The sequence below is a fragment of the Nonomuraea antimicrobica genome, from assembly GCF_039536965.1.
GTDB lineage: Bacteria > Actinomycetota > Actinomycetes > Streptosporangiales > Streptosporangiaceae > Nonomuraea > Nonomuraea antimicrobica.
This window is the reverse complement of the sequence record NZ_BAAAZP010000170.1, coordinates 38,702-58,322: the sequence shown is the minus strand read 5'-3', so window position 1 is coordinate 58,322 and position 19,621 is coordinate 38,702. Positions and strand designations below refer to the sequence as shown.

The 19,621-nt window shown below is 70.6% G+C and carries 23 protein-coding genes; 6 read left to right on the top strand and 17 right to left on the bottom strand.

The features are described from left to right. From ABD844_RS40910 to ABD844_RS40855, 12 genes are all read right to left on the bottom strand, one after another. Positions 1–789 (bottom strand): acetyl-CoA carboxylase carboxyltransferase subunit beta (locus ABD844_RS40910; protein ID WP_344890949.1); only part of this gene is annotated, 789 nt, incomplete at its 3' end. Beyond that, positions 786–923: a hypothetical protein gene (locus tag ABD844_RS40905; protein ID WP_344890946.1), complete on the bottom strand. Its 138-nt coding sequence runs from the start codon at positions 921–923 to the stop codon at positions 786–788. The genes ABD844_RS40905 and ABD844_RS40910, both read right to left, overlap by 4 nt. A 13-nt stretch (positions 924–936) precedes the next feature. Next, the gene (locus tag ABD844_RS40900; RefSeq protein WP_344890942.1) at positions 937–1,230 is read right to left on the bottom strand and encodes an antibiotic biosynthesis monooxygenase family protein; all 294 of its coding nucleotides are present in this window, start codon (positions 1,228–1,230) and stop codon (positions 937–939) included. Further along, positions 1,227–1,535, bottom strand: coding sequence for an antibiotic biosynthesis monooxygenase family protein (locus ABD844_RS40895; protein ID WP_344890938.1), 309 nt, complete (start codon positions 1,533–1,535; stop codon positions 1,227–1,229). The genes ABD844_RS40900 and ABD844_RS40895 overlap by 4 nt, the downstream gene beginning before the upstream one ends. Position 1,536: 1 nt before the next feature. Further along, on the bottom strand, positions 1,537–2,280 hold the full coding sequence (locus tag ABD844_RS40890) for an SDR family oxidoreductase (RefSeq protein WP_344890935.1): 744 nt from the start codon (positions 2,278–2,280) through the stop codon (positions 1,537–1,539). After that, positions 2,280–2,747, bottom strand: coding sequence for an anthrone oxygenase family protein (locus ABD844_RS40885; protein ID WP_344890931.1), 468 nt, complete (start codon positions 2,745–2,747; stop codon positions 2,280–2,282). The genes ABD844_RS40890 and ABD844_RS40885 overlap by 1 nt, the downstream gene beginning before the upstream one ends. Further along, the gene (locus ABD844_RS40880) at positions 2,744–3,199 is read right to left on the bottom strand and encodes an SRPBCC family protein (RefSeq protein WP_344890928.1); all 456 of its coding nucleotides are present in this window, start codon (positions 3,197–3,199) and stop codon (positions 2,744–2,746) included. The genes ABD844_RS40885 and ABD844_RS40880 overlap by 4 nt, the downstream gene beginning before the upstream one ends. Beyond that, positions 3,196–3,453, bottom strand: a complete 258-nt coding sequence (locus ABD844_RS40875; protein WP_344890925.1) for an acyl carrier protein — start codon at positions 3,451–3,453, stop codon at positions 3,196–3,198. Before ABD844_RS40875 ends, ABD844_RS40880 begins: the two co-directional genes overlap by 4 nt. A 41-nt stretch (positions 3,454–3,494) precedes the next feature. Further along, positions 3,495–4,706 carry a ketosynthase chain-length factor gene (locus ABD844_RS40870; RefSeq protein WP_344890922.1) on the bottom strand — a complete coding sequence of 404 codons (1,212 nt, stop codon included), beginning with the start codon at positions 4,704–4,706 and terminating at the stop codon, positions 3,495–3,497. Continuing rightward, positions 4,706–5,971: a beta-ketoacyl-[acyl-carrier-protein] synthase family protein gene (locus ABD844_RS40865; protein ID WP_344890919.1), complete on the bottom strand. Its 1,266-nt coding sequence runs from the start codon at positions 5,969–5,971 to the stop codon at positions 4,706–4,708. Before ABD844_RS40865 ends, ABD844_RS40870 begins: the two co-directional genes overlap by 1 nt. Continuing rightward, complete coding sequence (locus ABD844_RS40860) at positions 5,961–6,401, bottom strand: cupin domain-containing protein (protein WP_344890916.1); 441 nt, start codon at positions 6,399–6,401, stop codon at positions 5,961–5,963. The genes ABD844_RS40865 and ABD844_RS40860 overlap by 11 nt, the downstream gene beginning before the upstream one ends. Next, positions 6,398–6,718, bottom strand: coding sequence for a TcmI family type II polyketide cyclase (locus ABD844_RS40855; RefSeq protein WP_344890913.1), 321 nt, complete (start codon positions 6,716–6,718; stop codon positions 6,398–6,400). Before ABD844_RS40855 ends, ABD844_RS40860 begins: the two co-directional genes overlap by 4 nt. Positions 6,719–6,909: 191 nt before the next feature. On the opposite strand from ABD844_RS40855, the gene ABD844_RS40850 reads away from it, so the two are divergent. Genes ABD844_RS40850 through ABD844_RS40830 form a run of 5 tightly spaced genes read left to right on the top strand, consistent with a single transcriptional unit; the run spans position 6,910 to position 13,351 of the window. Continuing rightward, positions 6,910–7,368 (top strand): anthrone oxygenase family protein, encoded by a 459-nt coding sequence (locus tag ABD844_RS40850; protein ID WP_344890909.1) that lies wholly within the window; start codon positions 6,910–6,912, stop codon positions 7,366–7,368. Beyond that, entirely contained in the window at positions 7,365–9,839 is a 2,475-nt protein-coding gene (locus ABD844_RS40845) for an MFS transporter (RefSeq protein WP_344890905.1), read from the top strand. Before ABD844_RS40850 ends, ABD844_RS40845 begins: the two co-directional genes overlap by 4 nt. After that, the gene (locus tag ABD844_RS40840; RefSeq protein WP_344890902.1) at positions 9,809–10,192 is read left to right on the top strand and encodes a SchA/CurD-like domain-containing protein; all 384 of its coding nucleotides are present in this window, start codon (positions 9,809–9,811) and stop codon (positions 10,190–10,192) included. Before ABD844_RS40845 ends, ABD844_RS40840 begins: the two co-directional genes overlap by 31 nt. Before the next feature lie 9 nt (positions 10,193–10,201). Then, positions 10,202–12,418 carry a multicopper oxidase family protein gene (locus ABD844_RS40835; RefSeq protein WP_344890899.1) on the top strand — a complete coding sequence of 739 codons (2,217 nt, stop codon included), beginning with the start codon at positions 10,202–10,204 and terminating at the stop codon, positions 12,416–12,418. 12 nt (positions 12,419–12,430) lie between these two features. Next, entirely contained in the window at positions 12,431–13,351 is a 921-nt protein-coding gene (locus tag ABD844_RS40830; protein ID WP_344890894.1) for a DUF6410 domain-containing protein, read from the top strand. A gap of 46 nt (positions 13,352–13,397) precedes the next feature. Here the strand turns inward: ABD844_RS40830 and ABD844_RS40825 are convergent, their stop codons facing one another. The 5 genes from ABD844_RS40825 to ABD844_RS40805 all read right to left on the bottom strand — a co-directional run bounded on the left by ABD844_RS40825 (position 13,398) and on the right by ABD844_RS40805 (position 18,219). Then, entirely contained in the window at positions 13,398–13,841 is a 444-nt protein-coding gene (locus ABD844_RS40825; RefSeq protein ID WP_344890891.1) for a response regulator transcription factor, read from the bottom strand. 802 nt (positions 13,842–14,643) lie between these two features. Continuing rightward, a complete protein-coding gene (locus tag ABD844_RS40820; RefSeq protein WP_344890888.1) occupies positions 14,644–15,450 on the bottom strand; it encodes an AfsR/SARP family transcriptional regulator in 807 nt (268 codons plus the stop codon). A gap of 370 nt (positions 15,451–15,820) precedes the next feature. Next, positions 15,821–16,759 (bottom strand): cytochrome d ubiquinol oxidase subunit II, encoded by a 939-nt coding sequence (locus ABD844_RS40815; protein WP_344890885.1) that lies wholly within the window; start codon positions 16,757–16,759, stop codon positions 15,821–15,823. After that, on the bottom strand, positions 16,759–18,006 hold the full coding sequence (locus ABD844_RS40810; RefSeq protein ID WP_344890882.1) for a cytochrome ubiquinol oxidase subunit I: 1,248 nt from the start codon (positions 18,004–18,006) through the stop codon (positions 16,759–16,761). The genes ABD844_RS40815 and ABD844_RS40810 overlap by 1 nt, the downstream gene beginning before the upstream one ends. A gap of 3 nt (positions 18,007–18,009) precedes the next feature. Then, positions 18,010–18,219 carry a hypothetical protein gene (locus ABD844_RS40805; protein WP_344890879.1) on the bottom strand — a complete coding sequence of 70 codons (210 nt, stop codon included), beginning with the start codon at positions 18,217–18,219 and terminating at the stop codon, positions 18,010–18,012. 375 nt (positions 18,220–18,594) lie between these two features. Here ABD844_RS40805 and ABD844_RS40800 point away from each other — a divergent pair, with 375 nt between their 5' ends. Next, a complete protein-coding gene (locus tag ABD844_RS40800; RefSeq protein ID WP_344890875.1) occupies positions 18,595–19,617 on the top strand; it encodes a methyltransferase in 1,023 nt (340 codons plus the stop codon). Positions 19,618–19,621: the final 4 nt, after the last annotated feature.

The window sequence follows — 19,621 nt, the reverse complement described above, 5'->3', positions numbered from 1 at the left end:
GCGGCGGCCGAGCAGCGCCGCCAGCGTGGCCCGCAGCTCGGCGCGCGGCCGGATGCCGTCGATCAGGCCGCAGCGCAGCAGCGCCTCGGCGGTCTGGAAGCCCTCGGGGAGCCGTTCGCCGATCGTCTCCTTGATGACCCGCGGCCCGGTGAAGCCCATCCTGGCTCCCGGCTCCGCGATGATCACGTCGGTGAGCGTGGCGAACGAGGCGGCGACCCCGGCGTACGTCGGATCCGTGATCACGGAGACCGTCGGCACGCCGAGCGCGTCCAGCTCGGCCAGCGCCTGGCTGGTCTTGGCCATCTGCAGCAGCGACCAGATGCCCTCGTGCATGCGTGCCCCGCCGGAGGCCGTCACCAGCACCAGCGGCGTACGGTCGCGGGCGGCGGCGTCCGCGGCCCCGGCGATGGCCTCGCCGACGGCCACGCCCATGCTGCCGCCGAGGAAGCGGAAGTCCATGGCCGCCACGACGACGGGCACGCCGAGGATCTCGCCGCGGGCGCAGAGCACGGCGTCGTCCAGCCCGGTGCTCTGCCTGGCGGCGCCGAGCCGTTCGAGGTAGGGCCGGTCGTCGGAGAAGCCGAGCGGGTCCTCGATCGTCGGCTCGACCGGCAGGATCCGCGCCGTCCCCTCGTCCAGCAGTTGGTCCAGGCGCTGGGGGGCGCTCAGCCGGGTGTGGTGCCCGCACTCGGGGCACACGCCCAGCTCGCGGGCCAGGCGGTTGCCGTACACCAGGGACCGGCAGCCGCCGCAGGCCAGCCAGGCCGCCGCGGGTGCGGTCGTCGTCATCGCCACGGGTCCTCCCACGTTTCCTCTTGGCCCGGCGGCGGCAGGGGCGGAACCCCGAACCACCACAGGCCCGTCGCCGCGAACGCGTCCAGGAGCGTGCGCAGCCAGCGGGCCCACAGGCGGCTGTCGTCCACGTGTTCCTCGGTGTCAGAAGGCGGATACCACTTCATAGATCTCGTACCGGTCGGCGTAGGGGCGCAGCGGGGACGTGGCGGGCCGGTGGTCGATCCCCTGCTCCCACTTCTGGAAGCTGGCCAGGCTCTCCCACTCGCTCATCACCATCACCCGCAAGGGGTCGTCGAGCCGCCTGAGCAGTTCGTTGCCGAGCAGGCCGGGGGTGCCGGCGAGGTCGCCGCTGATCTGGTCGTAGGCGCGTTCGACGGCGCCCGGGTCGTCCCCGGGGGCGACGTACCACACCAGGACGCGTGCGCGACCGCTCACGCCGCGGCCCCGCGCAGCTCGTGGACGACGCTCATCGTGTTCATCGAGCCACCCCTGCGGTACGGGTGCAGCTTCTTGCGGTGCTCGACGTGCTCGTCGCTGTGCTCGAACTCGCGGAAGCGCTCCTCGTTCACCCAGTCGCTGATGACGTAGTAGATGCCGGCCTCGTCGGAGCCCCGCAGCAGCCACTGACCGATGTTCGCCGGGTGGCCGGTGATGACGGAGCCGATCGACAGCCAGGTGTCCTCGAACCCCTTCTCCATCCCGGGGTTGATCTCGAAACGCAGCAGTACGCGGAAGGTCATGTCAGATTCCTCCATCGACCCGGATGGTGGTGCCGGTGACATAGCGGGATTGGGGACCGGCCAGGAACAACACCACGTCGGCCACCTCGTCCGGGGTCCCCAGGCGGCCGAGTGAGGTCAGGGCGCGGTAGCGGGCCTGGAGCGCGGCGTACTGCTCCTCGCTCAGACGGGCCGCGGCCTCGGTCTCGATCACGCCGGGCTCCACGACGTTGACGCGGATCCCGCGCCCCCCCAGCTCCTTGGCCAGCGAGCGGAAGAAGCCCACCAGGCCCAGCTTGGCCGCGGTGTAGTGGGTGCGCTGGGCGAGGCCGACGGTGGCCACCCGCGAGCCGATCCCGATGATGGACGAGCCCTCGGACAGCACCGGCAGCGCGGCGCGTACGAGCAGGTAGGCGGCGGTGAGGTTGGTGTCCACGACGCGGTGCCACTCGTCCGGCTCGATGTCCTCGGCGGACAGGTGGCTGATCACGCCCGCGTTGTGCACGACGACGTCCAGACCGCCCGGACGGAACTCGTCGACGAGCATCGCCACGTCGTCGGGCCTGCGGACGTCGGCCCGCAGCACCCGGTGGTCCCCGGGGATCTTCTTCAGCTCTCGCGCCAGATCGTCGGCGGCCTCACCGCCGGAGACGTGGCAGGTCACCACGTTCGCCCCGGCGCGGGCCAGCCCCAGGGCGATGCCCCGGCCGATGCCCCGCGATCCTCCGGTGACCAGGGCGTTCTTTCCACTCAGTTGCAGATCCATCAGACTCCTCCGAGCACGACGGCGGCGGCCACGGCGTTGCCGGCCAGTGCGGTCACGGCGAACGCGGTGCGCAGCAGGTTCCAGTTGCGCCAGCGGACCCTGGGGTCCGCCGCCGCCCAGTCCTCCGGCAGGGCCTGCGGGTCGAGCCCCGCCACGTAACGGTTGATCGGGACGTTCTTGCCGAGCGAGACGTAGATCGCCCCCAGCAGCGCGGCCAGCGCCACGGCCAGCGGGATCCTGGTCGCCTCTGGGGCGGTGAACAGGAGCAGCACGTCGCACACCGTCGCGGTGACCATGCAGATCGGCATGAACGGGTCAAAGCGGGTCACCAGGAACTGGTGCACCGGCACGTACTGCTCGCGCGGCAGCCTCTCCAGCAGCGGGGCGCCGCCGAGAGAGGCGATCATCAGCCCGCCGGCGGCGAGTCCGCCGCCGGCCAGCGCCAAGGGGAGGAGCAGCCAGGTCATCGGCCCGCCGCGGCCTCCTCGATCCGCTGCTTGATGGCGGCCATCTGGATGGCGGTGTTCTTCTTCAGGTGCGCGGCCATCTCCTCGTCGCCGTAGGACATCGCCTCGTTGACGTGGAACTCCTGCACCCAGCGCATCTGGACGCCGCCATCGTGCTCCGTGTAGTCCCAGTAGATGTTCATGTAGTCGAAGGCGTGCGACTCCACCCGGCGGGCGCGCACCGTGCGCGTCTTCGGGTCGGCCGTGCGCTCCGACTCCCAGGCGTGCACACTGCCGTTCTCGTCGGGGTGCATGGTCAGGCGGAACCGTACGGTGTCGCCGTCGCGTTCGAGCACCTCGACCTTGGCGTACTCGGTGAACAGGTTCGGCCAGTTCTCGAGGTCGTTGGTCATGTCCCAGACCACGTCCATGGACGCGTCGATGACGACCGTGGCCTCCGTGCGCCCGCTCATGAGGCGACCGCCCCTTCCTGGTTGACGAAGCCGATCAGCTTGCGAGGGGTCTCCAGCTCGACGATCAGGTCGTCGGGGATCGCGACCCCGAACTCCTTCTGGATCTTGTTCGCGATCTCCAGCACGGCCAGCGAGTCGTACCCGAGCTCCCCGAACGGCACATCCACGATGTCGCCGTCCAGGTCGACCGAGTCGTCGACGCCGACCGTGCCGCGGATCACCACGCGCAGGTCTTCGGCGGTGAACTCCGGCATTGCCTCTCCTTCCTGAGGTCCTCCCTTGGGGCGGCCCTCTCTTAGGCGGCGCGCACTACGAGCGCCGAGTTGAAGCCCCCGTGACCGCGGGCGAGCACGAGCGCCGTACGGACTTGCGACGGCCGCGGGCCCTCGCGGACGAGGTCGATGGAGCAGCCGGCCGCCAGCCGGGTGACGTTGACGGTCGGGGGGATGAGCCCGTCCCTGATGGACAGCAGCGCGGCGGCCACGTCGAGCGCGCCCGCCCCGGCGTAGATGCGGCCGGTCATCGTCTTGGGCGCGGTGACCGGCACCCCGTACGGGCCGAAGACCGCGGAGATGGCCTCCGCCTCGACGAGGTCCAGCTCGGGCACGCCGTAGGCGTCGGCGAAGACGACGTCCACGTCGCGCGGGTCGGCCTGCGCGTCCGCCAGGGCCTGCCGCATGGCCCGTTGCAGGCCGGGCGGCCGACCGGTGCCGGGGCGCGGGTCGAAGGTGGCGGCGTACCCGGCGATCTCGCCGTAGATCGTGGGCGCCCCGCGCTCACGGGCCGAGTCCGCGTCCTCGACCACGAGGAGGGCGCCGCCCTCCCCGCCCACGTAACCGTTCGCGTCGGCGTCGAAGGGCAGGTACGCGCGGCTCGGCTCGGCCCGGGTGCTCAGGTTCCGCGTGGGGATCTGGGCGACCACGCCGGCCGGCGACAGCGCCGACTCGGTGCCACCCGCCATGATCATGCGGTGGTCGGCGCGCAGCGCGCGGCGGGCCTGCCCGAGCGCGTCGAGGCCGCCGGCCTGCTCCGACAGCACCACGCCGCAGTGGCCGCGCAGCTTGTGCCGGATCGACAGTTGCCCCGTCGTCGCCGCGAAGAACCAGGCGATCGACATGTACGCGCTGACGTGGCTCGGCCCCTGGCTCCACAGGTTCTGCAGCTCCCGCTGGCCGAACTCGACGCCGCCGGTGGCGTTGGCGGTGATGACGCCCCGCTCGTACTCGGGCAGGTCGGCCGGGTCGAGCCGGGCGTCCGCCAGCGCCAGCTCGGCGGCGGCGAAGGCGATGTGGCTCATCATCGAGGTCTCCGGCCGCAGCCGTCCCGGCACGTGCTCGGCCGCGTCGAACGAGGCCAGCTCGCCCGCCAGCGTCACCGGGTAACCCGTGCAGTCGAAGCGCCGGATCCGGTCGATGCCGCTCTTGCCGTCGCAGACGGCCGACCAGTACTGCTCCGCCCCCATGCCGTTCGGGGCGACGACCCCGAGGCCGGTCACCACGGCGCTCATCACGCCACCCCCGCGAAGAGCACGGCGCTCTGGAACCCGCCGAACCCGCTGCCCACCGACAGCGCCACGTCCGTGCGGTGCTCCCGCGCGGTCAGCGGCACGTAGTCGAGGTCGCACTCGGGATCCTTGGTGTGCAGATTGGCCGTGGGCGGGACCACGTTCCTGTCGATGGCCAGCGCGCACGCCGCCGCCTCGATGGCGCCGATGGCGCCGAGCGAGTGGCCGACCATGGATTTGATCGAACTCATGGGAACCTCGTGGGCGCGGGGGCCGAGGGCCCGTTTGACCGCGGCCGTCTCGTGGCGGTCGTTCTGCTTGGTGCCCGAGCCGTGCGCGTTGACGTAGTCGACCCGGTCGGGCGAGATCTTGGCGCGGTCCAGCGCGATCCTGATGGCCTCGGCCATCTCCCGCCCGTCCGGCTTGAGCCCCGTCATGTGGAAGCCGTTGGCCCGGGTCGCGTAGCCGGGGATCGAGCAGTAGACGCGCGCTCCCCTGCGGCGGGCACTGGCCAGCGTCTCCAGCACGAACATGGCCGACCCCTCGCCGAGCACGAGACCCTTGCGGTCGGCGTCGAACGGCCGGCACGCCTCCTCCGGCCGGTCGTTGAGCGTGGAGGTCGCCTTGATCGCGTCGAAGCAGGCCACGGTGATCGGCGACAGCGGGGCGTCCGTGGCGCCGGCCACGACCACGTCCGCCGCGCCCTCCTCCAGGAGGCCGACCGCGTAGCCGAGCGCGTCGATGCCGGAGGTGCAACCGGACGACACCACCGCTACTGGGCCCTCCGCGGCGCAGTCCCAGGCGACCTCGCGGCCCAGCGAGCTGGGGGCGAAGTAGTCGTACAGCTCGGGGACGGCGTACTCGTGGTCGACGACCCACTTGCGGCCGCCGTCGCTCACGACCGTGTACTCGCGCTCCAGGCCCATCGTGCAGCCCACGGCGTTGCCCACCGACACCGCCGTGCGCTCGGGCCGCAGCTCGGGACTGCCCGCGTCGGCCAGCGCCTCCCGCGAGGCGACGACCGCGAGCTGCGCCGCGCGGTCCATCCTGCGGATCTCCTGGGGCGTCAGCCCCGCCGCGCGCGGGTCGAAGTCGCATTCCGCCGCCACCTGGCAGCGGAACCCCTCGGGGTCGAAGAACGTGATCCGCCGGGTCGCCGTCCTGCCTGACGTGATGCGCTCCCAGAACGCCTCACGCCCGAACCCGCCCGGCGCCACCACGCCGATGCCCGTCACCACGACGGTGCGCTCGTCTGCGCTACCTGCCACCGCCGACCCGCCCTTCTCCCGGAGCGCCCACCTGGAGCTGCGGCTGATGCTCGGCTCCTGGCAGGGTCTCCAGGTCCACGTGGCCCAGCTCAGGGCGCGGGGCCAGCGGGCCCAGATGGAAGATCACGTACGCCTGCTCGTCTCCGTCGTTCTCCATGCGGTGCCGTACGCCGATGGGCACCATCAACGCGTCGCCCGGGCCGAGCCGCTGGGGCTCCCCGTCGACCCGCATGATGAGCGAGCCGCGCACCACGTGGATGAACTCCTCCGAGTAGGGGTGATAGTGCTCGCAGATGTACTGGCCGGGCTCAAGAGTGAGCGCGCCGCCGAAGCCCGAGGTCGACTCGACGGTCCGCGGGCTGAGCAGCACCCTGACGTCTCCGCCCCGACGCCGGTTCGACACGACGTCGTCCCAGGTCACGACCTTCATTCGCGCGTCCAGGAGTAGAAGGGCTCGGCCATGGCGTCCTTCGGCTCGCGCCAGTTGGGGTCGTAGGGCGTCATGTACTCCGCGAGCTTGTTGTGGATGTCCTGGTACAGCGGGTGGCTGCGCGCGCGGTAGAGGTTCTCGGTGATGTCCTTGTCCGCCTCGATGAGCTGGAAATAGAGCCCGTGGAAGCGGAAGAGGGTACGCCGGTCGACGCCGATCATGTGGGGCAGTTCGGTCGCATCTGATTCCGTCCAGACCCGCGCGACCCGCTCGGTGTCGCTCGGGTCCATGCGCGCGACGATCAATGCACGGTGCACGGTTCCTCCCTCTCGCGGCCCGCGCCTCCCGGGCCAACGCTGAGCACGCTCGCACCCCCGCCTCGCGTCCCGGTCCAGCACCGCTGGAGACCCGCGTTCCAGCACGGCCCCACCCTCCCTCGAAGCGCGGGCGGCACCCTGGCGGCTGGTCCTCTGGCGAAACTCGGACAAGGCGAAGAGGTGACCGGCGCATGTTCACCGCGCTCTTGGAGGTCGTCGCGATCGTCGGCAGCGGCATCGTCGCCGGCGTCTTCCTCGCGATCGCCGTCAGCGTGCTGCCCGCACTGCGCGCGCTGCCCGCCGACCGCTACATCGACATGCACCGGCGACTGGGCAAGGGGTATCACCCGATCATGCCGCTGACGGTGAACGGCGGCATGTTCGCCGACCTCGTCCTGGTCTTCCTGGCGCCCGTCCCGGCCCGCTATCTGTTCGCCGCGGCGTTCGTCCTGATGCTCGGCACGCAGGGCGTCTCCCACCTGGCGAACGTCCCGATCAACAAGCGCATCCACGCGATGGACCCGGCGGCGCTCACCCCCGACTGGGACGACCCCCGCCCCCTGTGGCAGAACTGGCACCTGCTCAGGACCGTGCTGGCCGTCGCCGCGCTGGCCGTCAACGCCGCCGGCGCCGCCCTGGCGGCGTCATGAGGAGCCGCCTGGTGATGGCGGCCATGCTGCCGGTCGCCTTCCTGGGGTTCTTCGAGGTCAGCGTCATCTACGTGATCGCGCCCGCGATCCGGCACGACCTGGACGCCTCGCACACGGCCACCCAGATGATCATCCTCGCCTACACGCTGCCCTTCGCCCTGCTGGTGGTGACCGGCGGCCGGCTGGGGGACCTGTGGGGGATCCGCCGGGTGTTCCTCGCCGGGGTCAGCGGCTTCGCCGCCGCGTCCCTGCTGGCGGCGGTGGCCTGGGACGTCCCGTCGCTGCTCGCCGCCCGGGGGGCGCAGGGCATGTCGGCGGCTCTCATGACCCCGCAGGTGCTGGCCGCCATCAGGTATCTCGTGCCGGCCGCGAGCCGGGGGAAGTCGTTCGCCCTCTATGCGGTGGTGGCGTGCCTGGCGGGCGCGTGCGGACCGCTGGTCGGCGGCTTCCTCTCCCAGACCGCGCTCGGCTGGCGGATCGTCTTCCTCATCAACGTGCCGATCGCCCTGATCGCGGTGGTCGTCGGCGCCCTGTGCCTGCCCGGCCCCGGCGAACGCACGGTGAAGCCGCAGATCGACCTGGTCGGGACGCTGCTCGCGGCGGCGACCGTGCTGCTGCTCATCTACCCGCTCACGACGGGCATGTCGTGGGAGTGGGCGCTGCTGCCGTTCGCGGCGGTCCCGCTGGCGCTCTTCGTCCGGCACGAGCGGCGCGTCGAACGGGCCGGCGGGCAGCCCCTGGTGTCGCTCGGGCTGTTCAGGGTGCGGGTCTTCACCGCGGGCCTGATCGTCTCCGTGCTGGTCGCGGCCATCATCAACGCGTTCTTCCTGCTCTTCGTCATCCTCCTCCAGGACGGCCTGCGCCTCGACGGGCCGAGCATCGGCCTGACCATCACCCCGTGGGCGATCGGCACGGCGCTCGGCGCGATGCTGGCCACGCCCCTGGTCCGCAGCTCAGGGCGCAAGGCGCTGGCCGGCGGCGCCGTGCTGATGACGCTGGGCACGGCCGCCTTCGTCTACGTCGTGCCCGCCGCCTACACAGGAGGCGGCTCGCAGGTGCCGCTGGCGCTGGCCCTGCTGGCCACGGGCGTCGGCACCAGTCTCGTCACCACGCCGGTGCTCGACCTGGTCATGAGCGCGGTGCCGGTCACCGAGGCGGGCAGCGCGGCCGGCATGTTCACCACGTTCCGGCAGGTCGGCTCGGCCGTCGGGGTGGCCGTGGCGGGCGCGGTCTTCTACGTGCTGCTCGGCGATCCGGCCGTGGCCGGGCGGGAGGCGTACGTCGAGGCGCTCGCCATCACGGTCCTGCTCTACGTCGTCCTCTGTCTGATCACCCTGAGGTTGGTCTTCATGCTGCCACGTTCAGCGGCCACCGCCGAAACCGCCGCCGAAACCGCCGACGTCCCGGCCCCGCCCACGCCCGCCACCCCGTCCGCCCGGCCGGTCGCGCTGCTCTTCCCCGGCCAGGGCGCGCAGTCCGCCCGGATGGCCGCCGGGCTCTACGGGCACGTGCCGGTCTTCACCGACACCATGGACACGGCCTTCTCCCTGCTCGGCCGCGACGGCGAGCAGCTCCGCGCCGAGTGGCTGGGCGAGCGGCCCAGCGCGCTGTTCGACGACGTCACCCGGGCCCAGCCGCTGCTGTACGCGATCAACTGCGCCCTGGGCAGGACCGTCATCGACTGGGGCGTACGCCCGGCCGCGCTGCTCGGCCACAGCGTGGGCGAGATGGCCGCCGCCACGCTGGCCGGTGTCTTCGACTTCGAAGAGGGCCTGCGGCTCATGCGCGACCGGGTCGACCAGATCAAGGACAGCCCGGCGGGCGGCATGCTGGCGGTGGCCGGCTCCCCCGGCGACCTCGAACCGTACCTGAGCGGGCACGTCGTCGTCGGCGCGGTCAACGCGCCCAGGCAGACCCTGCTCGCCGGCCCCGCCGAACCGCTCGACGAGGTCAGGAAGCGCCTGGTCGCCGACGGTTTCACCTGCCGCCCGACGCGCGCGCTGCAGGCGTTCCACAGCCCCGCGCTCGCGGAGCAGGCCGCCGCCTCGGTGCCGGCCTGGCACGCGGCCCGGCTGCGCCCGCCCGCCCTGCCGCTCTATTCCGCCTACCGCCCCGGCCCGCTGGGTGAGGACGACGTCCTGGACCCCGAGTTCTGGGCGGCCCAACCGGCGCAGCCCGTGCTGTTCATGACCGCGCTCGACCGGCTGCTCGACGACGGCGACTTCCTGCTGGTGGAGGCCGGCCCGGGGCAGGGACTGTGCGCGCTGGCCCGCCGCCATCCGGCGGTGCTCGCCAGGCGCAGCGCCGTGACCGGGCTGCTGCCCGCCCGCTCGGGCGACGACGCCAAGGACCGCGAGGCGGTCGCCGCCGCATTCGACCGAATCCACGCCGAAGGGCATCCGCTCGACCCGGCGTTCCTGGTGAATCTCGAAGGAGGATCATGCCGTACGCAGCAATCACCTACAGGGTAAAGCCCGGCAACGAGGACGAGATCGAGAAGATCTTCGCCGGCTTCCGGCGCGTGAGCACCCCGGTCATCCGCAACGAGGCCGGTGAGAAGGTCGGCGAACTGCTCGGCAGCGCCGTCTTCATCAAGGACGAGTTCATGGTCCGGGTCATCCACTACGAGGGCTCCATCATCGAGGTCGGCAAGCACATGGCCACCCAGTCGGGCGTGCACGACCTGGAGGAGAAGCTCGCCCCCTACCTCGCCCAGCAACGTGACACCAAGACGCCCGAGGGGTTCAGGCAGCACTTCGCGAACTCGATCATGAGATCGATCGCGCAGCTCACGCCCGAGAACTACCCCGGCGAAAACGCGTAAGGACGGCACATGTACCGGGCCGACTACTTCGAGGAACTGCTCAACATCGACGTCGTGCTGTCGCTCGCGGTCCTGCTGCCGTGGTGGTGGGCCGCCCACGCCGCCTACCGCCTGGCGTACCGCGCGCCGGGGCGGCGGCTGCGGGTGGGCGCGTGGGTCCTCCTCGCGGTGCTCGCCCTCGCCACCCTGCTGGTCGCGGCCCGCGTGGTCACCAGTGTCCGGCTCCTCGGCTACGGCTGGGAGTTCGGCGCGGACCGGGTGCTGGTGGCCGGTCCGGTCGTGCTGCTCCCGCTCGTGGCGGTGGCCTGGTGGACGGTGCCGCGCCTGTGGCGGCTGCGCTCGCGTACGGACGGGGCGGACGCCCCCGCCACACCAGGCGCCACACCAGGCGCCACACCAGGCGACACGGACGACCCAGCGGACACCACCGCGGACTCTCAGCACGTATTGCCGGAGGAGGCGACGGTCCCGGGCAGCATGCCCGACGGGCCGCGCAGGGCCGCCGCCGACCCCAGGCTCGCCTGGCCCGTGCAGACGACCGCGCTCGGTGCGGCCGTCGGGTTCATGCTGGCCTTCCCCTGGCCGATCACCCCGCCGTTCACGGGTGACGCGCTGATCGCCTACGCCGTGTTCATTCTGGGCTCGGCGGTGTTGTGGACGAGGCTCGCGCGGCGCGTCCGCGACACCGTTCCCGACCGCCCCCGCCTGCGGGTACGGGCCCTGCGCCGCCTCCTCGCCGGAACGCTGGTCGTGGCGCTCGTCGGCGGCTGCGGGGCGTTGTCGGCCCGCACCAGCGAGCACCCCTCGGTCATGGCCATGCACGGTCCTGAGCATTCGGCCGCCCACGGTTCCGCGCAGTCGCCGTTCTTCGGGGACGCGCCGGGGTCCGCGGAGCGCGCCGACGACGCGGCGAGCGTCACCGAGCTGACCGAGCCGGACACCGGCCCGCCGGACCGCCGGTTCAGGCTGGAGGCCGGCGAGATGACCGTCCGGCTCGCCTCCGGGGCGCTCGTCGACGCGTGGGCGTTCAACGGGCAGGTGCCCGGGCCGGAGCTGCGGGTGCGCGAGGGCGAGCTGATCGAGGTCACGCTCGTGAACCGGCTGCCGTCGGCCGAGGTGACCGTGCACTGGCACGGCGTGGACGTGCCGAACGCGGCCGACGGCGTCCCCGGCGTCACCCAGGACGCGGTGCGGCCCGGCGGGACCTACACCTACCGCTTCCGCGTGCCCATGGGAGACGTCGGCACCCACTGGTACCACTCCCACCAGGCCTCCTCCGAGCAGGTGCGCCGCGGCCTGTTCGGCTCGATGATCATCGAACCCGCGGCCGGGCTCGGCGACGAGGACATCGTGGACCGTACGGTGATGCTGCACACGTGGCAGTCGCAGGGCCGCGACCACCGCGCGTTCGGGATCGCCGACCGGCTCGACCGCTGGGCCATCCCGGCAGGTCGCAAGGTGCGGCTGCGCCTGGTCGTCTCGGCGCCCACGCCGAGGTTCTTCACGATCGACGGAACCTCGTTCATGATTACGGCCGTGGACGGCAATCCGATCAACGGCCCCACCCCGTTGTCCGGCGTACGCCTGATGCTCGGCGCGGGCGGCCGCTACGACATCGAGTTCACGATGCCCGACGGCCCGCTGCGGATCACCGAGTCGGAGGCGATGGACGCCGGCCTGCTGATCAGCCCCGACGGCACCGGCGAGGTCACCCCGGGGCGCAACCTGCCCGACTTCGACCTCACCACGTACGGCAAGCCCGCCGCGACGGAGTTCGACCACACGAGCCGCTTCGACCGGACCTTCACCTACGTCTTCGACAACCGGCCCGGCTTCTACAACGGCTCGTTCACGTTCCTGTGGACGATCAACGGCAAGGTCTTCCCCGACGTGCCCACCCCGGTGGTGCGCGAGGGCGAGCTGATCAAACTGCGCTTCTTCAACCGCAGCCGCCTGGACCATCCCATGCACCTGCACGGCCACCACGTGCAACTGCTCACCAGGAACGGGCGGCCGGTGACGGGCAGCCCGCTCCGGCGCGACGTCGTGGACGTCCAGCAGGGCGAGGTCTGGGAGGTCGGCTTCCGCGCCGACAACCCCGGCGCCTGGATGGACCACTGCCACAACCTGCTGCACGCGGTGGCCGGGCAGATGATGCACCTCATGTACGACAACGTGGAGTCTCCCTACAAGACAGGCAGCTCCACGCCCAACAACCCCCTATGACGGAGGCGTGCGGTGACGGCGACGGAGAGCTTCCCCCTGTTCATCATCGGCCGTGACACGGGTCCGGCGGGCCGGATCTTCCGGCTGCTGGCCGGCCTGGCCGGGCTAGGGCTCCTCGCCCACCGCCTGACCGGGGCCACCCTCGGGTACATCGGTCTGGTGGTGGTGTTCTTCCTGCTGCTGGTCGCGGCGTACGCGGCGTTCTGGCGGCTGCTGGCGGACCGGTTCATCGCCCGGGTCAGCCCGTGGGTCACCAGCGCGCTGCTGCTCCTGCCGGTGATGGCGTACGCCACCGACCCGGGCGGCTCGGCGTTCTTCAACGGCATAGCCGGTTACCTGTCGACCTCGCTCATCGTCAACGCGGCCAGCGGCTACGGAGGCGTCGAGGCGGCCGCCATCCCGGCGGTGCTGTGGCGGCGCAGGTATCCCACCTACAGTCCCTTCAACACCGTGGACCTGCTGGAGCGGGCCTACCGTGAGCGGTCTCCCGGGGCCGCGTCCGCGGTCGCGACCGTGGTGTCCGCGACGATCTCGGCGCTGGTGTTCGCCGCCTACTGGCTGGTCCCGCTGTTGGCCTATCTTCCGTCGGTCGCCTCGTTCGGGGAGGACCTGCCCGGCGTGGCCGCGGCGGTGCTGCTCGTCCCTGCGGCGCTGTTCGGCTACGAGGCGCTGCGCCGGCGCTCGGCGACGGCCAGGTTCGACCCCGTGCAGGGTACCGCCGCGGGCGCGGCGCTGCTGCTCACGCCCGCATTCGTCGTCCTGTCCGATCAGGGTGGCGGCCCTCAGGGCATCCTGTGGGGGTTGATCACGCTCGTCGGTCTGATCGTCGGCGTGGTCGCTCTGGTGCGGCGGCTGGTGTCGGGACGCGTGGTGGGCGAGAAGGCCGAGCCGTCTCCCAGCGCGACTCCGTCCGCGGGCGGGCCATCGCAGTGACGTGCACACGTGCAGGCCGCCGGTGGTCGCGCCGGTGGCCTGCCGTTCAGGCTCCCGCGGTTCCCGTGGCTCCCGGCGACGCGGGCCGGTTGGTCACCACACCCCCTTTGATCACGGCGTCCATGCGCGAAACGGCTCCCAGCTTGCCGAAGATGTTGCGCAGGTGGCGCTTGACCGTTCCCTCCGTGATTCCCATGCGGTTGGCGACCTGCGCGTTGCTCAGCGCCTCCGCCACCAGCGACAGCACCTCGCGTTCGCGGGGTGAGAGCGCGCTCGGCAGCGGGTCGTCGTCCGGTTGGTCGGGGACCTCGTCGGCGAGCGCGCCCACGCCGACGATGATGACCGTGGAGTGCGCGGGCGCGGCCTGGCGCAGTGCCTGAACCGTCGTCGAGAACTCGTTCTCAAATGCAATGATTTCCGCAATCGCCTCCCGGGTGCGCTGATCTCCACCTAGAACCAGGACGGTGTCGTCGTTTACCTTCTGCTTCATTTTAGATTTCCTCGCCAGACCTCTGACCGCGTCGAGCAGGCTTAATCACATCCGGTGAAGAATGCCGTACGGGACCGACCGGATAATTCTCCATACCTGTTGATCGCGGGCTTTTCCAGGCAAAGCTTTGGGAATATAAGTCATCCAGAACGCACGACGGGAAGACCGCGTACGCCGGAGACGCCGGCAGACCGTTCACGGGACCGGAGAACGGGCCGGGGCGAGGTGCGGGACCACCGGACGGCCGGCGCGGCACCTGTCGCGCGGATGGCCGTCGGGAATGACCGGACGCCTAAGGTGAGCGGACGGCATGGGCGACCGGAGAGGTGGTGCCATGAGGGCGACTGGGGGTGGCCGGTCGGTGGCCCCGTTCGCGGCGGTGGCGGGCGAACTGGAAAATGTGGGCGCCGACCTGGGCTTTCATGGCCCCGGCGAGCTTCCGGACGATGCGTGTCGCGACAGGCGCGGGCGGTGGGCGGTAGATGGGCGCGGCGAGGTCGCCCTCTTCGGTGTCGGCTGGGTTGACGGGACAGGGACTGACGGTGAGCACAGGTGTGCCTTCCCGACCGACGCGGGCGCGCCGGTCATGCATGAGACCTAAGTGATCACCGGACAAGGCCAGTCCCTCCCCCGAAGATCTGCCAGGTTCTTTGCACTTTCGTCGTCAAACAAGCTTGACAAAATTGCGCTCAGTTTCACAGAGATGCTATGTCGCCTCACGGGGCGTGTCTAGGCAATAACTACACATCCGATCCAGGAAAATCGATTTCCGAGGACGTTGAATTCACTCGGGCTTCTGCTCTTACTTCAGCCCCAGTGACCCCACTGGAGACACGAGCCCGTTACGTTCCGTGTCTTGGTCGAGCGCCGGCTCGGCGCCGTCGAGGATGGAGCGCTGGAGGCGCTGCAGCGGAGCGGCGGGTTCGAGCCCGAGTTCGTCACGCAGAGTCATCCGCATGTCCTGGTACGCCCGCAGCGCCTCCCCGCGGCGACCCGCGCGGTATAGCGCCTCGATGAGGCGGGCGTGGAACCACTCGTTGAGCGGATGGAGAACGACCAGCGAACGCAGCTCGGCGATGAGAGTACGGGCCCTGCCGAGCCGCATGTCGGCCTCGATCCGGGTGGCCAGCGCGCGTATCCGCAGCTCTTCGAGGTGTACGGCGTGCGCCTGGAGCAGCACCCCGCACGGGGTGTTGGCCAGCGGCGGCCCCTTCCACAGGGCCAGTGCCTCGCTCAGCACGTCGGACGCCTCGCTCGGGCGCCCCTCCTCCAGCAATCGGTTACCCTTGTCGATCAGCTTCTCGCACGATCGCGCGTCGAGCTCGTCCCCGTCGAGCCTGAGCAGGTAGCCGGGCGGTTTCGTGATCAAGCGCTGGGTGTCGCGGTTGAGCTCCTTGCGGAGCTGGTAGATGTAGGTCTGCGTGGTCGTGACGGCGCTCATCGGCGGCCGGTCACCCCACAGTTCGGCAATGACCGACTGCATATCCACGACACTGTCGGCCCGAAGAAGCAGCAGACCTAAAACTCGGCGCAATTTCGGCGCGCTCGGTGTCCTGACACAGTCGTCGCGGTATACCTCGAGTGGACCAAGAACCTTGAATCGTAACATGACGCCCCCTGGCGACCGGCACGATCTTAATATGTCAGGAATTAGCGTAGGCGCAGCCTCATTGCCGGGCAAGGTTGGTGCCCATAAAGGGGGACGTATGCCTCGAAGGGCGCATGTGCATTCGAGCGGGCCTCGACCACTCCTCCATTACCCCTCAATACCCTCGCGCAAAACCCACACAGCCGAACAGGAAGTCTCATGCCGAATCGAATTCTGCGTGGCGGCTTCGCACCCGTTCAGAACGGGTCAAACGCCGTCGAGCTGCGAGTCGAGGGGGTCGTGGGGTCGTTCCTGAGGCCCGAGCGCGGCGCTCGCACCGGCGTGCCGCCCAGGAGCGGCACGCCGGTCAGGAGAGGGATGGAGACATGGGTCAGAAGAACGTCACCGAGCGCTCGTTCAGCCGGTGCCGGTTGACCCACCAGAGCACCGCCTGGGCGACGAGCAGGAACGGCAGGATCGGCATCGCCAGCAGCGTGAGCTGGTCGATCGCGCCCTGCCCTGCCACCCCGTCCAGCAACCGCTCGGCCATCAGCGCGCCGACGGTCAGCGGCAGGAAGACGGCCGCGACGGCGGTCGAGGCGAACGTCAGCCCGTCGCCGCCCCTCCTGACGCCCAGCCAGGCCACCGCGGCGGCGACCGGGCCGACCAGCCCGAGGACGAACGCGATGGGCGTGACCCCGGTCGCCGTCACGAGCGGCGCCGTGCCGATCAGGGCCAGCAGGAGCACGACCACGACGGGCGCCAGCCGCCCGGCCGTGTGCCTGGCCCGCTCGCGCAGCTCCCCCGTGGTACGCAGCGCGAGGAACGCCGTACCGTGCAGGGCGAACAGCGCCGTCACCGCGAGCCCGCACAGCAGCGCGTACGGGTTGAGCAGCCACAGCAGACCGTCACCGGGAGTCTGGACGGCGCTGCCGAGGAAGAGCCCGGTCGCCGCCGCGAACACCACGCTCGCCACGGCCTGGGTCGTCTCCCACCGCGCCTGCCACCGGGCCTCGGGCCGGCGCGCGCGGAACCACATGCCCGCGTCGCGCACCAGCCACGCGGCGATCATCAGCACCAGCACCGGGTACAGCGAGATGAACAGCCCGGCCTTGGCCTCCGGGAACGTCACCGCCAGCACCCCGGCGAAGGCGATCAGCCAGACCTCGTTGGCCAGGAAGAACGGCCCGACGGCGGCGACCACCCGGCGCCTGGCCGGGGCGTCGCCCTTCAGCCTGGACAGGAACATGCCCGCGCCGAGGCTGAAGCCGTCGAGCCCGGACCAGCCGGCCAGCAGCAGGCCGACGATGACCAGCCAGACGATCTCCATCAGCGCTCCCCGGCTAGTTGGGCGGTGGGCTCCTCGGACTCGCCCAGGACGCTCCCGAGCACGAGCGACTCAGGGCCTCTCCTGGCGATCCTGGCGATCAGCACGTAACCGATGATCACCAGGGCGACGTAGAGGGTCGTGAAGATCACCAGCGAGGCCAGGATGCTCCCGGCGCTCACGTTCGAGACGGCCTCACTGGTGGGCAGGACGTCGTAGATGATCCAGGGCTGGCGGCCGATCTCCCGGACCGTCCAGCCGAGGATGACGGTCACGAAGGGCACCGGGATCGTCCAGACGCCTATCCCGAGCAGGAAGCGCCGCCGTTCGATCCGGCCCTTGCCGAGCATCACGATCGGGACGAGCGCGCCGATCACGTAGACGTAGGCGACCGCCAGCATCAGGCTGAGCGCGAGGGGGACCCAGGTGGGCGCCATGTAGTCGCCCGGGCCGTGTTCTGCGACCATCTGCGCCACGACCTGCTCGGCGCCCGCGCCGAGCTTCGTGGGCTGGTTGTTCACCACCCACAGCACCGAGGCGTCGCCGAACCCGATCGTGAAGAACGTGGCGACGTAGCCGACCACGAGCCCGAGCCGCATGGAGAAGCGGAAGAAGGGCACCTCGCCGGTGCCGCGGCGGAAGTGCCACGCGCTGACGCCGGCCATGAAGAACCCGGCGACCATGAAGGAGGCGGGCAGGATGTGGCCGACGGCGAGCAGGGCGGCCGGGTTGCTGAACACGGCGGCGATGTCGACGACCCGCAGGACCTCGCCTTCCTGGACGAAGCCCACCGGGTTCTGCAGGAAGCCGTTGGCGACCACGATCAGATAGGCCGAGCCGATCGCCGCGATCGCGACCACGTAGAACGTCAGCAGGTGCAGCACCTTCGGCATCCGGCCCCAGCCGAAGATCCACAACCCGAGGAACGTCGACTCGATGAAGAACGCGTACAGCGTCTCCATCGCCATGGGAGCGCCGAACAGCTCACCGGCGAAGTGCGTCAGGCCGCTCCAGTTGAGACTGAACTGGAACTCCAGCAGCAGGCCCGAGATGATGCCCAGGCCGTAGTTGACGATGTAGATCTGTCCCCAGAACTTCGTCAGCCGCTCGAACAGGGGATTCTTGCGCACGACCCAGGCGGTCTGCAGGAAGGCGATGAGCGGCGCCATGCCGAGCGTCAGGGCGACGAACAGGAAGTGCATGCTCGTCGTCAGCCCGAACTCGAGCCTGGCTAAGGTGAGCGCGTCCATGTCTCAGCGCCCGGCCCGCCGGAAGATCCCGAACTCGAGCAGCACGCCCAGCAACGCGCCACCGCCGAAGGCGATGAGCTCGTCGAAGCCGAGACCGGTGTCCCGGTTCATCAACAGGGTGACCACCACGTTGCCGATGACGATCCCCACGACGATGAGGATGACGAGCCTCACCGTGGGTGCGACAGATCCTTTGGCCTGGTTGTCGCTCATCAAGAATGCCCCTTCCAGGTGAGCCGGAGACGCCTCAACAGTAGACAGCCTACATGTACAGCGCGGAGTCGCGATCATACTCGGGGATAAGTCACGCTCATACCGTCGATTAAGGGACGCGTCATATTCCGGGAGGCGGCACGCCACTTCGCGCGGCGCAGCCTGGGCGACCCCCATCACTCTCCTCCCCCGTGGCGGTCATGTCACGATCTCGTGACGTGACCCTGTGACACGACTCCGTTACCCGGCCATCGTCCGCCCGCCACCTCGAACTCCGGTCGAGCACGCGTGGAAGGCCCCGCCCCAGTCACGGTCGACCCTCCCTCTAGAACGGCCGGTCACCCTTGCCCTCGGAACCCCTCACAGGAGGACGACGTGGACGAGATCACGGGCCCCCGGACGGCCGGTCCCCCGGACCGGGCTTCCGTCGTCGCGGCGGCGCGCGCGTACTGGGCCGCGAAGGTCCTGCTCAGCGCCGTCGAACTCGGCCTGTTCAAGCGGCTGGGACGCGGCCCCGCGGCCGGCGCGGACATCATGCGTGACTGCGGGATCCACCCCCGGACCGGCGGCGACTTCCTGGACGCGCTGGTCGGCCTGGGATACCTGGAGCGCGAGGGGGACGTCTACGCCAACGCGCCGGCCACCGCCCGGTTCTTCGCCGAGGGCCCCGACTCTCTCGACGGCCTGATGCGGCTGCTCAACTCGCACTTCCCCGTGTGGGCCGAGCTGACCGGCCAGCTCAGGGACGGCGGCCACCGGGCCGTCCAGAGCCGGGACTTCAAGAAGTTCTACGAGTACCCGGCCTCCGTCGAGCGGTTCATGGCCATGATGGACGCGGCCAGCGCCGAGATCGGCCCCGCGCTGGCCCTGGCCCACGACTGGGCCGCCCGCGGCTCGTTCGTGGACCTGGGCGGAGCGCGCGGCAACGTGGCCGCGTCCGTCGTCCGGGTCCACCCCCACCTCCAGGCGGGCGTGGCCGACCTGCCCGCGGTCGAGGACGCCTTCGGCCGACACATGGACCGGCTGGGCCTGACGGGCAAGGTCCGCTTCCACGCCCTCGACTTCTTCACCGACCCGCTGCCGGAGGCCGAGGTGATGGTCCTTGGGCACGTCCTGCACGACTGGAACGCCGAGCAGTGCGTGAAGCTGCTGCGCCGCGTCCACGAGGCGCTCCCTCCCGGCGGGCGAGTGCTGATCTACGACTCGATGATCGACGACGAGCGCCGCGACCCTGACCGCCTGCTGCTCAGCATCAACATGAAGCTGATCACCCCCGGGGGCACCGGTTACACCCCCGGGCAGGCGCGGTCGTGGCTGGCCGAGGCGGGGTTCGCGGAGAGCGCGGCCACGCCACTCACCGATTCAGACACCCTGGTCGAAGGCCGCAAGGCCGGTTGAGGAG